Below are 17,265 nucleotides of genomic sequence, written 5' to 3'. Positions count from 1 at the left end.
AATCGGGGCAGTTCGGGCGGTTAGCCATTGTCAGGTAATATCCTCCCTGGATTCATCAGCCCCTTGGGGTCGAAGAGGGCTTTCACACCGCTGATCAACTCTCGCTCAATAGGTGATAAGCGCGCCAGATAAGGAGCTTGTTTGGTGCGGCCTATGCCGTGTTCGGCGCTGATGCTGCCGTGGAACTCATCGAGTACGTCAAACAGCTTCTCTTCCAGGTCATGCAGGTGGGCTCTCTTATCGCTGTCCGCCATGGCGAGGGGAGGTAGGATATTGAAGTGCAGATTGCCGTCGCCAACATGCCCGTAGGCAATGATTTCGCACTCTGGTGACGCCGCCATCACCACTTCACTTGCACGGGTAACGAAGTCTGGAATTGCCGAGATGGGTACCGAGATATCGGTGCGCAAGTGCTCGCCGCGTCGGCGTTGGCCTTCCAACATACTCTCCCGGATCTGCCACAGCTGGGCAGACTGGGTGTCGCTGGATGCCAGCGCGCCATCCAGTACCAGCTCGCGCTCCATCCCGGTCTCCAGCAACTGTTCCAGCATCGAACCGAGATCTACCGGGCCCGTGGCGGCGACTTCCATCAACACATACCAGGGGTAAGCGCTCTCCATTGGGTCGCGCAGTTCAGGCGTTGCTTCAATGGCCAGCTCAATGCAGCGGCGGGGAATCAGCTCGAAAGCCGTCAGCAGATCGCAGCAGTCGCGGCGGGCCAAACCGTATAGGTCAATCACCGCCTGAACGGAGGGTAGACCAAGCAGTGCGGTACGATTCTGGGTCGGGCGTGGTGAGAGCTTGAGTACCGCACCGGTGACAATACCCAGGGTGCCTTCGCTGCCTAAAAACAGCTGCTGAAGGTCGTAGCCTCGGTTGTCTTTATGTAGCGCGTTAAGACTTTCCCACAGGCGTCCATCAGGAAGAACGACTTCAAGCCCAAGCACCAGCTCGCGCATCATGCCGTAGCGCAGCACGTTAAGCCCGCCTGCATTGGTCGCGATGTTGCCGCCAATCTGGCAACTGCCCTGGGCGCCTAACGAAAGGGGGAAGTCGCAGTCATGCTCAAAAGCCGCTAACTTCACGTTCTCGAGAATACAGCCCGCGTCGACGGTGATGGTGAAGTTAACCGGGTCTATGGCGCGCACACTATTTAAGCGCTCCAGACTGATCACCAGTTCCTGACCGTTTGCGGCGGGCAAGGCGCCTGCCACCAAGCCACTATGGCCTCCCTGGGGCGTCATCGCGATGCCTTGTGCATAGCAGCGCTTAGCGACTTCGGCGACTTCCGCAGTAGTCGCCGGGCGGGCCACAGCTAGCGGCATGCCTAGCGTATCGCCTGCCCAGTCGCTCACATAGCGCGCCATGGCATTTGGTTCGCGGACTAAACCCCGTTCACCAAGTAGGCTGGTTAGCTCATTTAAGAAGATGTTGATGTCCTTCATTGGATGTACTCAGGGACTGCGTCGCTTAAGGTGACGCATCAGTTCGCAAATCCCATAGGTCCAAGGTGGCAATTGGTCGCTTCTGCCGACCGAATTGACCAGGGCGCCAAGGACAGGGGTGGCGATGGTGACGCGATCGCCTAGATGGTGGGTGAAACCCTGGCCTTTACCATCGCGGTCCTGAATCGGCGAGAACATGGTGCCTAGGAATAGCATAAAACCGTCAGGGTATTGATGGTGGTCGCCGATGGTTTGGCTTACCAAGTCCAGTGGGTCGCGGCTGATTTCGCGCATATCGCTCTCGCCTTGCAGCAGAAAGTCGTCATCCTTACCCTCAATGCGTAGCGATACCTGACAGTTGCGTATGCTGTTGATATCAAAGTGATCATCAAATAGGCGAATAAAGGGGCCAATGGAGCAGGAGGCGTTGTTATCTTTTGCTTTACCTAACAGCAGGGCACTGCGCCCTTCAACATCGCGCAGGTTTACGTCGTTGCCCAAGGTGGCACCGCGCACCTGACCGCGGCTATCGACTGCCAAGACAATTTCCGGCTCGGGGTTATTCCACTGGGAGGATGGGTGCAAGCCCACCGGGGTGCCAAAGCCTACCGAGGAGAGCGGTTGGGCTTTGGTAAACACCTCTGCATCGGGGCCGATGCCGACTTCCATATATTGCGACCAGCCGCCGCGGGCTTGAAGCGCTTTTTTAAGCGCCATCGCCTCATCCGAGCCTGGCTTAATCTTGGAAAGGTCGGTGCCGATCAGTGCTTGTAGGTCATCGCGCAATTCAACGGCCTTGGCCGGATCGCCCCCCGCCTGCTCCTCAATCACCCGCTCCAACAGGCTAACTGCGAAAGTAACGCCACAAGCTTTAACGGCCTGCACATCACAGGGAGCAAGTAGATAGGGAGCCTGTGGTGGTGATAGCTGAGAATTGGCCAATAGCGCCTCTGAACTGCCTAACGACGGCCCTTGTGCTTGCTTCACGATATCCAGCAGATCTTCGCGCTCAAGCAGCTCGGCCATGGTTGGGCCAAACTCAGTGAGATCAATAACATTGTCGCCATGTAGGGTAATCAATGCGGGACCTGGCTGTGGGCTATCTACCCAGGCACGACCAATGAGCAAAGCTTTTTCAGCGTCAGTGGGTAACACCTCTTTCAATGCGAGTGCTTGCATATGTGCCTTCATGTTCTAGCCCTCGCGCTTGCCATCCACCAGGCGGGCGATGTTAAAGGGATTGTCATCGCGCAGTGCTTCAGGCAGCAGCCCCGCAGGCAGATCCTGGTAGCAGACCGGGCGCAGGAAGCGGTAAATTGCTGCGCTACCCACAGAGGTAGTGCGCGCATCAGAAGTGGCCGGGTAAGGGCCACCATGTACCATGGCGTGGCACACTTCGACCCCGGTGGGCCAGCCGTTGGCCAAAATGCGACCAGCACGGCGCTCTAGAATGGATAGCAAGCGCTTAGCGGCGGCCAGATCGCCATCGTCAAGTTGTAGCGTTGCGGTCAATTGGCCTTCCAACTGATCGGCGACACGCTGCATTTCATCGCTATCACGGCACTCAATTACCAGTGATGTAGCGCCGAAAACTTCACTCTGCAGGGCTTCATCGGTCAAAAAATCGTTGGCGCTAGCAACAAATAGCCCTGTCTGGCAGCCATGAGGGGCATTGTTGGTTTGGCCGCGGGCGATTTCCTTAACGTGAGGGCTACCTGACAGGGCTGCGACACCGCTTTGATAAGCCGTGTGAATGCCCGGCGTCAGCATAGTTTGTGCCGCGCTGGCCTTAACGGCTTCACCGGCAGTCGCCACAAATGCATCGAGGTCAGGACCTTTAAGGCCGATAACCAAGCCAGGGTTGGTGCAAAACTGGCCCGCGCCCATGTTCAGCGAAGCCACAAAGCCTTCTGCAATCTTGCTGCCGCGAGCGTTTAGCGCTTCGGGTAGCAGGAAGACCGGATTGATGCTGCTCATTTCGGCGTAAACAGGAATTGGCTCGGGGCGCGCTTGCGCCGTTGCCATCAAGGCGGTGCCACCGCTTCGTGAACCAGTGAAACCAACGGCTTTAATGCGTGGGTCGGCAACCAGTGCCTGGCCGATCTCTTTGCCTGAGCCAAATAGCAGTGAAAATACCCCTTCAGGGAGCCCGCATTTGGCGACGGCGCGCTGAATGGCACTGCCTACTAGCTCAGAGGTTCCGGGGTGGGCAGAGTGGCCTTTCACTACCACCGGGCAGCCTGCCGCGAGGGCAGAGGCGGTGTCGCCGCCTGCCACACTAAACGCGAGCGGGAAGTTACTGGCGCCAAATACGGCCACTGGCCCTAATGGAATATGCCGCTGGCGCAGGTCTGCGCGGGGTAGCGGCTGGCGCTCTGGCAGGGCGGGGTCGAGGCGAATGTCTAGCCATTCACCCGCGCGCACGACGGAGGCGAACAGCCGCAGCTGGCCGCAGGTACGGCCACGCTCGCCTTCAAGGCGTGCCTGAGGTAGGCCAGTCTCAGCTACGCCGCGTTCGGTAAGCTCTGCGCCAATGGCCTCAATCTCCTCGGCGATGGTTTCCAGGAAATGGGCACGGGTTTCCAGTGAGGTCTCGCGGTAGTGATCAAAGGCTGCCTCAGCAAGCTGGCAGGCCTGTTCTACCTCAGCGCGACTGCCGCCATGGTATGTCGGTGCTAATGCTTCACCGGTAGCTGGGTTAATCGCGAAAATCTCAGCCTGTGAGCCGGTAACGGCCTGTTGACCGATAAGTAGTGTGCCTTGCAGTGTCATCTTGGCCTCCTTTTAAAGGGTGTTAACTTTCGTTGATCCATGGGGTTGTTCCATGCGCAGTGTGTTACGCAGTGGTCTACCAAAGTCGCCAAGTGTGATCTCGAAGCGGTCACCTTCACGGGGCTGGATACCGTCGGCAAAGCTTAGGGTCGCGGTGCCAAAGAAGTGAACGTGGACATCGCCTGGGCGGCGAAAGCCAGGGTATTTGAAATGGTGGTACTCAAGGTTGGCGATGCTATGGGCCATATTGGCTTCGCCGGTCAGAAAAGGTTTTTCCCACAAGATTTGGCCATCACGCACAATGCGGCTGGTGCCTTCAAGATAATCGGGCAATTCGCCGATCAACAGCTCCGGCCCAACGCTACAGGCGCGCAGTTTAGAGTGTGCTAGCCATAGGTAGTTAAAGCGTTCGGTGATGTGATCGGAAAATTCATTACCCACTGCATAGCCGATCCGCCAAGGAGTTCCATCTGCCGCCACGATATATAGCCCAGCAAGCTCGGGCTCTTCCCCGGCATCCTCCGCGAATGCGGGACTTGGTATCTCGGCTTCGGGGGCAACGATGCAGTCGCCATCGCCTTTGTAGAACCACTCCGGCTGGGCACCCGGTGTATTGTCGCTGGGTTTGCCACCCTCAACTCCGAGCTTAAACATGCGCATGGAGTCGGTTAACTCGGTTTCCGCCACTTGAGTTTTAGCATGCATAGCGGAGCGGGTATCAGCGCTGCCAAGGTGAGTTAAGCCGGTACCAGTGACCAAACAGTGAGCAGGGTCAGGGTGGGTCAGTGGCGGTAGTAAACGCTGTTCATCTATTAACGCCTGATAATCGATAAGAGCATCGCCTAAGCGTGCTGTTATCGCCTGTTTAAGGGATTCCCCAGCGCTGATAGCCGCTTGAGCCAAGGCGTAAGTGCCGCCCTCAATATTAAGTGGGCGAACGCTATCGGCACTTTCCACCAGGGCGACCCGAACCTGTTGCTGGTCGCGGTATTGAATCAGTCGCATCGTAAGCTACTCCTTATTGTAGATAGTTGTAGTATTCGTTATCAGTTGCCACGCACGGCGGTGAGGTCCGGCAGCCAGGTAACAATGCCGGGGAACGCAATCAGGATAACCAGCACGACTAGTAGTGCCGCGTAGTAAGGCAGCATTGCCTTAACAAGTTGCTCCATGGAGACTTTGCCGACCCCACAACCTACGTAAAGACAGGTACCCACGGGTGGGGTTAACAGACCGATGCCAAGAATGAAGGACATCAACACGCCGAAATAAACTGGGTCAACGCCTACTGAGGTCACAATGGGGGTTAGCATCGGTGCCATAATCACCATGGCGGGGGTCAAATCCATTACAAACCCCACCAGCAGGAGCAAGCCCGCGACAATCAACAACAGTAGGAAGGGGTCTTGAGTGATTGCTTGTACTTGGGTAACCAGAGTTTGCGGCACCATATTGATGGTTAAAAACCACGCAATAACGGTGGCAAATGCGAGCAGCAACAAGACCATGCCCGTCAAACGAGCAGTGCGAATCAGCATGCCCCACAGCTCACGAATCTTAAATTCGCGGTAGACCACTAAGGAGATAAACAGCGAGTAAAGCAGTGCCGCGACAGCGGCCTCAGTGGCGGTAAATATGCCGCCTATAATGCCGCCAATCACGATGACGGGAAGTACCAGGGCCAGCCATGCAGCCTTAAACGCTTCCCACAGTAAATCGAGACGGAACTTACGGGTCTGCCCGGCCTGGCCGAAGCTAGCCATAATGAAGGTGGTTGCCATTAGGCCAAAGCCGATGAGTAGTCCTGGTACGATGCCAGCAATAAACAGACGGCTGATGGAGGTTTCGGTAACGATGCCAAACAGAATTAGCGGGATAGAGGGTGGAATAATAATACCGATCACCGACGAGACAGTATTGATCGCAGTGGCTTGAGGGGCGCTGTAACCCTGTTGCTTCATTGAGGGGATCATCATCGCGCCGGTAGCTGCAGTGTCGGCCACCGCTGAACCGCTAATGCCACCGAAAAACATGGAGCCGGTAATCGCCACTTGACCCAAGCCACCGCGCACGAACCCCACCAAGGCACCGGCTAGCTCCATTAAACGACGGGCGATGCCACCGTTACTCATCACTTCACCGACCAGAATAAAGAACGGAATCGCCAGTAGCGGAAAACTATTAACACCACGGATCGACTGTTCGATCATGATGGAGAGTGGAATATCCGAAATTATCGCCATGACCACGGCAGCTACACCCAGGCCAAAGGCGATAGGCAGGCCTAATGCCAAGGAGGCGAACAGAATGCCTAGGAAGATCCATAGCATGGTCTAACGGCCTCCAACGATGGTAGAGGTCACATTAGGCGAGCGTATTTGTTGAATGCTCTGCCAAGCACGCCAGATGGCCACTGCGGCAATAAACATGGCGCAAAGCACCAATGAAACGTTGACGAGGTTCCATGGCACACCAAGAATCGCAGTGCGTCCGGTTGATCTAGACATGACTAGAAAACCACCCCAGATAATGACGCCCATAAGTGCAGTGATGATCAGGTGCTGAAATAAGTACAGCATATGGGCTGCACGTGGCTTAAGCCTGCGCACTAAAAAATCCACAGCAATGTGCTCGTAGCGGGCAAAGGCAGCTGCTGCGCCGATAAAAATTAACCAGATAAACAACATACGGGCCAGCTCATCGGCCCAAGGCAGTGAATGGTTTAACAAGGAGCGTCCGATCACATTGGCCGACACCGAAATAATGAGCGCCACCAATAAGGTGGCAATAATGTGTTCCATCGCCAGTGTTAACCAACGAAAGAGCGCCGGGCCGCGGCGTTTCTCGGTGTCGATTTCCAGAGGATAGCGTTGAGGATCGTCAAGAAAATCCGTGGTATTAGGAATAGGGGCGTTGGGAATATCCATGAGTTCTCCAAGTCGGCGAGTAATGTGGCAAGAGGCTTCTGCCCCTTGCCCTGGTGACAATTACTCAGCCATCGTTGACTCGACAATTTGCTGAATTTCAGCGATCAAATCCTCACCAATGCGCGGGGCCCATTGATCGTAAACGGGCTGTACGGCGGCCTGGAATGCGGCAATCTGCTCATCATCAAGACGCGTGATCTGCATACCTCGCGCTTCAAGCTGTCCCCGTGCCCAATCGTCGTATTCAGTGGCTAATTGGATCTCGTAGGCTGCCGCTTCTTGGGCTGCCTGCTGCACTAACTCTTGATAGGCCGGGTCAAGGCGATTCCAAGTTCTTTCAGACATCATGATTATAAAGGGGGTGTAGACATGGCGTGTTTCAGAGCCGTAATCCTGCACTTCATGGAAGTTGGAGGTCAGAATCGTACTCCAGGGATTTTCCTGGCCGTCGATTACTCCCTGCTCCATCGCCGAAAACACTTCGCCAAATGCCATTGGCGTAGGGTTAGCACCCAGTGCCTGCCAGATACTCAGTTGTACCGGGTTTTCCATGGTGCGAATGGTTAGGCCGCTGACATCTAACCCGGCGACATCGTCGGGCGACTCCACGGGACGCACGCTGTTGGTTAACTGCCGATAGCCGTTCTCATGATAGGCAAAGGCCTTAATGCCGGTCCCTTCAAACTTATCGAGTAGCCCAAGGGCGACATCACTTTCTAGCACCGCGATAGCCGCTTCACGAGTGGGGAGCAGGAACGGCAGATCGAAGACGGCTAGCTCTTGAACGTAGCTGGTCGCTGGCGAAGTCGAAGGGATGGTCATATCCAGTGTTCCCGTCTGCAGCATCTCCATCATCTGCGCATCGTCGCCCAACTGGCTGTTAGGAAACACATTTACCGTCAAACGCCCTTCAGTGCGCTCAGCCAGAATGTCACCAAAATAGCGTGTGGAGATATACAGCGGTGATGTCTCGGCTAAGCCAAGACCAACACGAATAGTATGTGTACCAAGATTTTCTGTGATCACCTCGCCCTGGATGGGGGGAGGGTCGGATAGGTCAGGCGTTTGTGCATAAGCGATACTTGTGCTGAGGAGCGTGGCACCGGTCAGTAGCAGGGTGCGCTTCCAAAGGTAAGACATAGTGGTCAATCTCCTAGCGTGCTGATGATCGCTACCCAAGGGTTGTGTTCTCAGCGAACTGCAGCATGGTTGCTATTGTTGTTGTGTTTGAACGGAACCCTTTTTGAGCGAAAGGCGCCGCAACCTGAGTGTAAATGTCTAACTTTTCCGGCATATGTTCAACATATACTTTTGTATGTGTCGACTATGTGCAAGGGATGGCGTACCGTCATAGTGGCTACCCTGCAAGCGTATTCGGGGTAACTGAATCGATAAATGTTGGTGGCTTAGGTTCGCTTACTAACGTTCGTTTTATTTTCTATCAGGCATGGAGTAAGACCATGGCCAAAGCCCGCCGGATCACCTCTGAGAAGCTGCGTTCACGCTACTGGTTCGATAACCCTGATCATCCCGGCACCACGGCTCTGTGTATCGAACGCTATCTTAATTACGGTATCACTTTGGAGGAGCTGACTAGCGGTAAGCCGGTTATTGGTATTTGTCAGTCAGGCTCTGATTTAACCCCATGCAATCGCCACCATATTGATTTGGTTAAGCGGGTAAAAGATGGCATTCGTGCCGCAGGCGGCGTGCCGTTTGAATTCCCCATGCACCCGATCCACGAAAATGTGCGCAGACCAACCGCAGCGCTGGACCGCAACCTCGCCTACTTAGGATTAGTGGAGGTACTCCATGGCTACCCGTTAGACGGGGTGGTATTAACCACCGGCTGCGATAAAACCACCCCTGCAGCATTGATGGCGGCGGCAACGGTGAATATTCCCGCTATCGTATTGTCTGGTGGGCCGATGCTTAATGGCTGGCGCGGCGCCGAGCGGGTGGGCTCGGGCACCATTATCTGGGAGCTGCGGAAACGTTTGGCAGCCGGTGATATTGACTACGCTGAGTTTCTTTCACGGGCCAGCGACTCGGCACCCTCGATTGGTCACTGCAATACCATGGGCACCGCTTCCACCATGAACTCCATGGCCGAAGTGTTGGGCATGAGCCTGCCGGGTTCAGCGGTGATTCCGGCTCCTTACAAAGAGCGGGCCATGGTGGCTTATGACACCGGTACGCGGATTGTCGAGATGGTGTGGGAAGATCTACGCCCGCTGGATATTCTCACCCGGAAAGCTTTCGAGAACGCCATCGTGGCCTGCTCGGCGCTGGGCGGCTCCTCTAATGCACCGGTGCATGTCAATGCCATTGCCCGCCATGCAGGCGTAGAGTTGGATAACGATGACTGGCAGCACTTAGGTCATGAAATTCCGCTACTGGCTAACGTGATGCCAGCAGGCGCTTTTCTGTGTGAGGAGTTTTACCGCGCGGGAGGCGTTCCCGCCATTCTGTACGAGTTGTATGGGGCAGGTAAGCTTCACGGCGATGCCCTGACCGTGAATGGCCGCTCGCTGGGCGATAATCTGCAGGGGCGTGAAACTCAGGATACCGATGTGATTTGCCGCTATGCCGACCCGTTGGTTGCGCACGCAGGCTTCCTCAATCTCAAGGGCAACTTATTCGACTCGGCGCTGATGAAAACCAGCGTGATCTCACGGGATTTTCGCGAACGCTTTCTCAATGATCCCAATGACCCTGAGGCGTTTGAAGGCAAGGTGGTGGTGTTTGATGGCTCGGAGGATTACCACGCGCGTATTGATGACCCTGCGTTAAATATCGATGCACGTACCATCTTGGTTATGCGTGGCGCTGGTCCAGTGGGTCACCCTGGGGGGGCGGAGGTGGTCAATATGCAGCCACCAGAGGCGCTTATCAAGCAGGGAATTGAATCACTTCCATGCCTGGGCGATGGTCGTCAGTCGGGTACTTCCGGCTCGCCGTCGATTCTTAATGCCTCCCCAGAAGCGGCCACAGGAGGCGGTTTGGCGCTGCTGGAGAGCGGCGACCGGCTGCGGGTTGATCTCAAGCGTGGTGAGGTGCAGTTGCTGATCGAAACGAGTGAGCTGGAAGCACGCCGCGAGCGGTTAGCCCAGCAGGGTGGCTACCGTTACCCAGACCACCAAACGCCCTGGCAAGAGATTCAGCGCAGCATGGTTGAACCGCTGGATCGTGGTATGACTTTAGCGCCCGCTACCAAATACCGTGATGTGGCGCGCCAGCATCCGCCCAGGGATAATCATTAAAGGGGCGATCTCTAGCAGGGGTTAGCACTAACAGGACAAGCACTATTATGAGTCTACGTTCCTTATCGCATCGCCAGCAGGGGCTGCTATTGACCGGTGGTGGGGCATTGATCATGGCCCCTGATGCGCTACTGATCAAGGTGGCTGACCTACCCGATGCAGAAATTCTGATGTGGCGCGGCTTCCTGTCTGGGCTGGGTTTCCTGCTTATTGCTCTGCTGCGCTATGGCCGCGGTACCCTGGTAGCCTATCGCCGCTGTGGCTGGACCGGTATCGCCGTGGCGCTGCTGTTCAGCTTGACGACCTGTGGGTTCGTGCTGGGCAATCAGTACACCACCGTAGGCAACGTATTGATGATACTGGCCAGCTCGCCGCTGATCGCCGCGGCGCTCTCGTGGGTTATCCTCAAGGAGCGTTTGCCCAGGCGAACCTGGTTGGCAATTTTGCTGTGTATGGCAGGGATAGCAATGATTGCCTTGGATGACGCTGGGGCGGGGTCTTGGGTGGGGAACGCTTTCGCTTTAATGGCGGCCACGACGCTGGCGATTAATTTCACCCTATGCCGCACGCGTCCAGGCGTGGATATGAGTCCGATGCTGGTCTTCAACGGCCTGATTGTCGGTAGCGTCGCCGGGCTGTTTTGGCTGATAGGCAGCACACCATCTTTGCCAGCAACCAATCAGCTCGCTGTGGTGATTCTGCTGTGTCTGATTATTGTGCCTTGTGGGGTTACGCTGCTGCAGCGTGGGCCACTCTATCTGCCCTCCGCTGAAGTTGGCCTGCTGATATTGCTAGAAGTGGTTATTGGCACCTTACTAGCCTGGTGGATTCTTGCTGAGCAGCCCACACCCATAGCAATGGTGGGGGGCACTCTGGTGTTGGGTACGCTCTTTGCCAAGGGGCTTTATGATCGTCGGTTAGAACTGAGGCAGCGAGTGGGGAGTGAGGTGGCGCTAGCGTTACCAACAGACCGGTCGCGTACGTTATGATTGGCAGCAATTGAATAGGGGCTCAATAGTGACATCATCTTTTAATAAGCCAGAAGCTCGCCCTAGCATTGCTGAACATCTTGCCGAGGAGATCTTTGGTGGACGCTACCATCCCGGGGATTTTGTGCCTCGTGAACTGGACCTATGCGAGCGTTTTGCGATTAACCGCTCAGCGGTGCGCAGCGACCTGCGTCAACTGGTAGATGTCGGTATTATCGAACGTATCTCTGGGCATGGCTCCAAGGTGAGAGAGTACTCGGAGTGGCATATTCTCGATGCTCAGGTGACCGATTGGCTGACCCGTTACGCCGCGCCCAACCCGGATATTCAACGTGAAATTCTCGCTTTCCGATTGGATGTTGAGCCCTATGTGGCAATGACAGCTGCCAAACGCGCTAAGGCGCGTGATCTCGTCGCTATTGAAGAAGCGTTTGAAGGGCTAGGACAGAATTTGCGTAACGCCACCTGCGAAGAAGAGCGGCGTTTGCATAGCGAGTGTGATGTTGCCTTTCACGAGGCTATCTTCAAGGCGACCCACAATATTGTCTGGGCACAGTTATCGCATATTCTGCGTCCTTCGATTTATATGCTGATATCTATGTCCAATGAGAGTGCTTCTGACCCTGAAGAGAGCCTTGAACGCCACCGTCGATTGATGGAAAGTATCCGCCTACGCCGCCCTAAAGAAGCTTTTTTGGCCGCCCAGGCGGTGCTGGCAGGTACTGCAGATGCGTTGGGGCTTGAGCATAGTGCGAGCTCTCTTGGCCGCAGTGTTGAGTTGCCTCACACCGCCCCCTAACTCCTGTTCTCAATTAAACAAAGGCAAGCATATGTCTGACCTCAACTCTGGCTTCAGCCTCGGCCTAGTGGGCGTAGGCAAAATTGCCCGCGACCAACATCTACCTGCTATTGCTGCGACCACTAACTGCCACCTTATTGCAGCAGCGGACCCAAAAGCATCCTTGCCTGATGTACCCGTTTATGGGGCTCTGGGTGCAATGCTGGATGCGCACCCCGACATTACCGCAGTTTCAATTTGTACACCGACGCACCTGCGCTATTCTCAGGCACGCCTTGCGCTACTACGTGGCAAGCACGTGCTGCTTGAGAAGCCACCTGGCGCTACATTAAGCGAAGTGGAAAGCTTGATATCACTCGCTGCTGAACAAGGCGTCAGCCTGTTTGCTGCTTGGCATTCGCGTTTTGCTCCCGGTGTGGCCCAGGCCAAAAAGTGGCTGGTAGAGCGTCAGGTCCAGCGGGTAAAGATCGAGTGGAAAGAAGACGTACGAGTGTGGCATCCAGGGCAAACCTGGATCTGGCAACCTGGTGGTATGGGGGTGTTTGACCCAGGTATTAACGCGCTGTCGATTGCCACCGTTATTCTTCCCCAGCCATTTTTTCTGCGCCAAGCACGGCTGCTAGTGCCGAGTAATGCGCAAACCCCGATTGCAGCAGATCTCTCCTTTGCTGACCCAACCGGCGTGGAGATAGAGGCGGCATTCGATTTTCGCCAAAGCGGCCCGCCAATTTGGGATATTCATATTGATACCGATGGTGGTCGCTTAAGCCTCACTCAGGGAGGGTGTCGCTTGGAAATTGATGGACAGTTAGTTAATGAAGCCGAGGAGCGCGAATATCCAGAACTTTATGCGCGTTTTGCCGAGTTGATAGCAAGCGGCATTAGCGAAGTGGATGTGGCGCCACTTCGCCAAGTCGCAGATGCATTTCTATATGGGCGCCGCGAGGTCACGGACGCGTTTATTGAGTGATCTGTACCGGTCACGGTGTATTCCGCGCAATAATCTCACGTAGAGTGCTCATCAGTGCCGCCGCACCGGGTGAAAGGCGCTGGTGTCGCAAGCTCACCAGCCCATAGGGTTGAACGCTCAGCGTCTCGCTGAAAGGCAGCACATGAAATCGCTGCGGCGTGCAAAGAAGGTCAGCAGTTTCACGTGTAGTCACTGTGATAGTGTCTGATTTATCGACCAGTGCTAGGGATAGTAGCAGGTCCGCCGTATCGACGATTTGCTCGGGCGGCTCTTCCTGATGGTGTAAAAATAGGCTGTCTACTCGCTGCCGCATGAGGGTGCCAGCAGGCTGCAATGCCCATGGGTAAATGGCCATCTTCTCTAAGCTGAGTGGCGTTTTACCCATCAACGGATGTCCATCTCGGCACACGAAGCAGAGCTCCTCCTCGCCAATCTCCTCAAACACAAAGCGCTCTATATCAATGCCTGCCGGAATACGCGTAATCGCGAAATCCAGCTCTCCTTCGAGAAGACGCGGCACCAGCTCCTTACTAACATCTACGTCCACGCTGATTTTTAGTCGTGGGCGAGTGCGGTGGACTTGTTCAATCGCGTTGGTGAGTAGTGTCACTGCTGGAGCCATTACGGTGCCAACTGCCACTGTTCCCTCATTGCCCCCTCGTAATGCATTCAACTCCTCTCCTGTGTGGCGCAATGCCGAAAGCATGCTGTGGGCGTGACGAATCATAATCTCGCCATACCAGTTAGGCGTTAGCCCGCGGGGATGACGATCAAATAAACGAATCCCAAGCTTGGCTTCCAGGTCGCTGAGTAGTTTTGATGCGGCGGGCTGGCTCATATTGAGCTGGGCTGCGGCACGATGCAGGTTACGATGCTCATCTAGCGCTAAAAACAGTTGAAAATGGCGCAACTTTAGTCGCACGTCTAGAAACCAGTTATCACCGATAATGCCCATAGAATAAGCCTCTAGTTGTTATTGATAACTATAAGTATATCGATATTGATAGGTTTGTATATTGGTTGGTTATGTCGTAATTATCTACTGTAGGACATGTAAAGACGGTGAGGTTGACGTCATGATACCCATGATTGAATAACAACAATATCTTCAATGAGGAAGATCATGCCTTTAATTTATAGCCAACGATTAAAAAATGGTTCGCCACTGTTGTTCAGTACTCCTATTAAGATGTTGCTGGTATGCCTAACATTAGTTCATCTCTAACCAAGCTCTATCTGAGTAATTACAAGTTTCAATAGTATTGCAAGCTTCAACAGTTCGTCATTTGAAGCACGCTAAGCTTTATCAAAAAAACACAATCACAATAAGAGAAGCGTTATGTTTATTTTCAAATCTGCGGACTTTCCTTACCTGAATAAAGTTATTTAATAAATTTCGCTAATTTACGGGCTATGGCCTGTTTATTGGGCGAATACACTTTTTTAATACAACTTAACTATGGGAGGAAAGCCTTTATGCGCGTTCGTGCGTCGTTACATCGTGATTTCAAAATCAGTCGTATTGATGACCGCCTCTATTCTGCATTTATTGAGCATATGGGGCGGGCGATCTACTCCGGAATCTATGAGCCAGGCCATCCTCAAGCCGATCCCAATGGCTTTCGTAAAGATGTGCTCGAACTGGTTCGTGATTTGAAGATTCCTGCCATTCGCTATCCTGGAGGTAATTTCGTATCTGCTTACCGCTGGGAGGATGGGATAGGCCCAAAGGAACAACGGCCTGTGAGGTTAGATCTTGCCTGGCGTTCAAAGGAAACCAATCAAGTAGGTATCAATGAGTTTGCCCAGTGGGCCGAGATGGCGGGTATCGAGATGATGCTCGCCGTCAATCTTGGTTCGCGTGGCCTCGAGGATGCGCGCAACTTTGCCGAATATGCCATACATCCCGAAGGAACCTACTGGTCAGAGCTGCGCCGCAGTCATGGGGTGAAAGAGCCCTATAACGTCAAGATGTGGTGCCTGGGTAATGAAATGGACGGGCCCTGGCAGATTGGTCATAAGAAGGCCAAAGAGTATGGCCAGTTAGCCAATGAAACGGCCAAAGCACTCAAGGCGCTTGATGGCGATATTGAAGCGATCGTGTGTGGTTCATCCAATGATCAGATGCCGACCTATCCCGATTGGGAACGTGAAGTGCTCGAAGAGTGCTACGAGAATGTCGACTATATCTCGCTGCATAAATACTTCGGTAATTCGAGCAACGACACGCTGAACTACTTTGCCAAAATCGAGGAGACCGGACGTTATATCCAGGCCATTGGTGGCGTGATTGATTTTGTGAAAGCTAAAAAGCGCGCCAAGAACGATGTCTATATTTGCTTCGACGAATGGAATGTTTGGTATCACCGCCGAGAAGAAGACGCGCAGCGTTGGCGTACGTGGGATTGGCCTGAAGCGCCGGATCTGCTCGAAGAGGATTACAACTTTGAGGATGCGCTCTTCGTAGCGGGATTAATCAATGAGTTTATCCGTCGTAGCGACCGCGTGCGGATTGCCTGCATCGCTCAATTGGTTAATGTCATTGCTCCTATCCGGGCGGAGAGAGGTGGGCCAGCCTGGCGGCAAACGATCTATTACCCCTATCAATTCGCCTCGCTTTATGGACGTGGCACGGCCCTGAAGGTGGCTGTGGATGGCCCGACCTACGACTGCAAGGTGGCTGACGATGTGAACTATCTTGACGTCGCCGCAGTGCATGATGAGCGGGCATGTACGGTCACGCTGTTTCTGGTCAATCGTCATCTTGAGGAAACTGTCGAGCTTGATATGCCGATGACAGGATTCCCCACTGCTCGTTTGATTGAGCACAAAGTCATGGCAGGTTTTGGTTTGCGCGATGCCAACGGGCCAGACCACCCCAACGCAGTGGCGCCGCGTGATGGAACAGGGGTAGGAGTCGATAATGGCCGCGTTAAGGGTCACTTGGTGGCGCTCTCCTATCACGTAATACGTTTTGATGTGATGGATGTGGCTAAGGGAGTCGGCGCATGACTGGGGTTACGCTGAAATGCGTCGATAAAGACTTTGGCTCGACCAAGATCATCGACAATGTGTCGATGGATATTGCCCAGGGCGAGTTTGCGGTCTTCGTTGGCCCGTCGGGCTGTGGGAAGTCGACCTTGCTGAGAATGATTGCAGGGCTTGAAGAGACCAGCGCCGGTGCTATCGAAATAGAGGGGCGGGACGTCACCCAGACCGAACCCGCACAGCGCGGAGTGGCGATGGTCTTTCAGTCCTATGCGTTGTATCCGCATCTCACTGTGTTCGAAAACATGGCCTTCAGTTTGCGTCTGGCGCGTGCGCCTAAACAGCAGATCACAAAGCAGGTGAACGAGGCGGCCCGCATTCTCAAGATTGAAGAACAACTGGATAAAAAGCCTTCCAAGCTGTCGGGTGGGCAGCGCCAGCGGGTTGCGATTGGCCGGGCGATCGTGCGGCAGCCCAAAGTGTTTTTATTTGATGAGCCGCTCTCCAATCTTGATGCCGAGCTGCGCGTACAGATGCGGCTTGAGCTTTCGCTGCTCCACAAGCAGCTTGGCTCGACCATGATTTATGTGACTCACGATCAGGTTGAGGCAATGACGCTGGCGGATAAGATTTTTGTCCTGCGAGGAGGAGTCGTCCAGCAGTCCGGGACGCCCCTGGCGCTGTATGACGATCCGGCTAATCAGTTTGTCGCTGGGTTTATAGGTTCACCGGCAATGAACTTTCTTTCAGCCACGGTTAGCGCTGTGACCACGGCGGGGGTGGTGGCCTCTATCGAGGGTAGTGATGGTCAGTCGCTGGAAGCTCAATTGCTCGATACCACCCTCGAGGCGGGTCAAAAAGTGACCCTGGGTATACGGCCCGAGCATATGCACATCTGCGAAAGTGGTTTGAGCACTACTGTCGAGATGACTGAAAACCTCGGCGGCGTTGCCTATCTACACGCACGCTTGATGGGCGGGCAAAAAATCGTGATTGAGCGCCGGGGCGAGCGCCAATCTCATCAGGACGAAAGCATATCGGTCTGGGCCGATCCCAAGCATGTGCTGGTTTTCGCCCAGGATGGTCAGCGTTTGCGCTAATGCCACCTGGCA

Annotated in this window: 14 protein-coding genes; 6 read left to right on the top strand and 8 right to left on the bottom strand. The window is 54.5% G+C overall.

Going from position 1 to position 17,265, the window contains the following annotated elements:
- Positions 1 to 20: 20 nt before the first annotated feature.
- From CPA45_RS09180 to CPA45_RS09150, 7 genes are read right to left on the bottom strand one after another with little or no spacing between them, the layout of a single operon-like run.
- Positions 21 to 1,445, bottom strand: a complete 1,425-nt coding sequence (locus CPA45_RS09180; protein WP_096651259.1) for an FAD-binding oxidoreductase — start codon at positions 1,443 to 1,445, stop codon at positions 21 to 23.
- A gap of 9 nt (positions 1,446 to 1,454) precedes the next feature.
- Positions 1,455 to 2,624, bottom strand: coding sequence for a fumarylacetoacetate hydrolase family protein (locus CPA45_RS09175; protein ID WP_096651258.1), 1,170 nt, complete (start codon positions 2,622 to 2,624; stop codon positions 1,455 to 1,457).
- A gap of 15 nt (positions 2,625 to 2,639) precedes the next feature.
- The gene (locus CPA45_RS09170) at positions 2,640 to 4,217 is read right to left on the bottom strand and encodes an aldehyde dehydrogenase (NADP(+)) (protein WP_096651257.1); all 1,578 of its coding nucleotides are present in this window, start codon (positions 4,215 to 4,217) and stop codon (positions 2,640 to 2,642) included.
- Positions 4,218 to 4,229: 12 nt separating this feature from the next.
- Positions 4,230 to 5,222, bottom strand: coding sequence for an AraD1 family protein (gene araD1 / locus CPA45_RS09165; protein WP_096651256.1), 993 nt, complete (start codon positions 5,220 to 5,222; stop codon positions 4,230 to 4,232).
- Between the two features lie 41 nt (positions 5,223 to 5,263).
- Positions 5,264 to 6,547, bottom strand: coding sequence for a TRAP transporter large permease (locus tag CPA45_RS09160; RefSeq protein ID WP_096651255.1), 1,284 nt, complete (start codon positions 6,545 to 6,547; stop codon positions 5,264 to 5,266).
- 3 nt (positions 6,548 to 6,550) lie between these two features.
- Positions 6,551 to 7,144: a TRAP transporter small permease gene (locus CPA45_RS09155; RefSeq protein WP_096651254.1), complete on the bottom strand. Its 594-nt coding sequence runs from the start codon at positions 7,142 to 7,144 to the stop codon at positions 6,551 to 6,553.
- Positions 7,145 to 7,204: 60 nt separating this feature from the next.
- On the bottom strand, positions 7,205 to 8,284 hold the full coding sequence (locus CPA45_RS09150; RefSeq protein ID WP_096651253.1) for a TRAP transporter substrate-binding protein: 1,080 nt from the start codon (positions 8,282 to 8,284) through the stop codon (positions 7,205 to 7,207).
- Positions 8,285 to 8,604: 320 nt separating this feature from the next.
- Here CPA45_RS09150 and CPA45_RS09145 point away from each other — a divergent pair, with 320 nt between their 5' ends.
- From CPA45_RS09145 to CPA45_RS09130, 4 genes are read left to right on the top strand one after another with little or no spacing between them, the layout of a single operon-like run.
- Entirely contained in the window at positions 8,605 to 10,407 is a 1,803-nt protein-coding gene (locus tag CPA45_RS09145) for an IlvD/Edd family dehydratase (RefSeq protein WP_096651252.1), read from the top strand.
- Positions 10,408 to 10,454: 47 nt separating this feature from the next.
- Entirely contained in the window at positions 10,455 to 11,396 is a 942-nt protein-coding gene (locus tag CPA45_RS09140) for a DMT family transporter (RefSeq protein ID WP_096651251.1), read from the top strand.
- A 28-nt stretch (positions 11,397 to 11,424) separates the two neighbouring features.
- Positions 11,425 to 12,195, top strand: a complete 771-nt coding sequence (locus CPA45_RS09135; RefSeq protein ID WP_096651250.1) for a FadR/GntR family transcriptional regulator — start codon at positions 11,425 to 11,427, stop codon at positions 12,193 to 12,195.
- Between the two features lie 31 nt (positions 12,196 to 12,226).
- Positions 12,227 to 13,165, top strand: coding sequence for a Gfo/Idh/MocA family protein (locus tag CPA45_RS09130; protein ID WP_096651249.1), 939 nt, complete (start codon positions 12,227 to 12,229; stop codon positions 13,163 to 13,165).
- A gap of 10 nt (positions 13,166 to 13,175) precedes the next feature.
- Here the strand turns inward: CPA45_RS09130 and CPA45_RS09125 are convergent, their stop codons facing one another.
- Positions 13,176 to 14,120 (bottom strand): LysR substrate-binding domain-containing protein, encoded by a 945-nt coding sequence (locus CPA45_RS09125; protein WP_096651248.1) that lies wholly within the window; start codon positions 14,118 to 14,120, stop codon positions 13,176 to 13,178.
- Between the two features lie 521 nt (positions 14,121 to 14,641).
- Between CPA45_RS09125 and arfA the strand changes: the two genes are divergently transcribed.
- Positions 14,642 to 16,177: an arabinosylfuranosidase ArfA gene (gene arfA / locus CPA45_RS09120; protein WP_096651247.1), complete on the top strand. Its 1,536-nt coding sequence runs from the start codon at positions 14,642 to 14,644 to the stop codon at positions 16,175 to 16,177.
- Positions 16,174 to 17,253 carry an ABC transporter ATP-binding protein gene (locus CPA45_RS09115; protein WP_096651246.1) on the top strand — a complete coding sequence of 360 codons (1,080 nt, stop codon included), beginning with the start codon at positions 16,174 to 16,176 and terminating at the stop codon, positions 17,251 to 17,253. The genes arfA and CPA45_RS09115 overlap by 4 nt, the downstream gene beginning before the upstream one ends.
- Positions 17,254 to 17,265 lie beyond the last annotated feature (12 nt).

The sequence above is a fragment of the Vreelandella nigrificans genome, from assembly GCF_002374315.1.
Classification (GTDB): domain Bacteria; phylum Pseudomonadota; class Gammaproteobacteria; order Pseudomonadales; family Halomonadaceae; genus Vreelandella; species Vreelandella nigrificans.
Note: the sequence above shows the minus strand (reverse complement) of the source record. Positions and strands in the feature narration are given on the sequence as shown.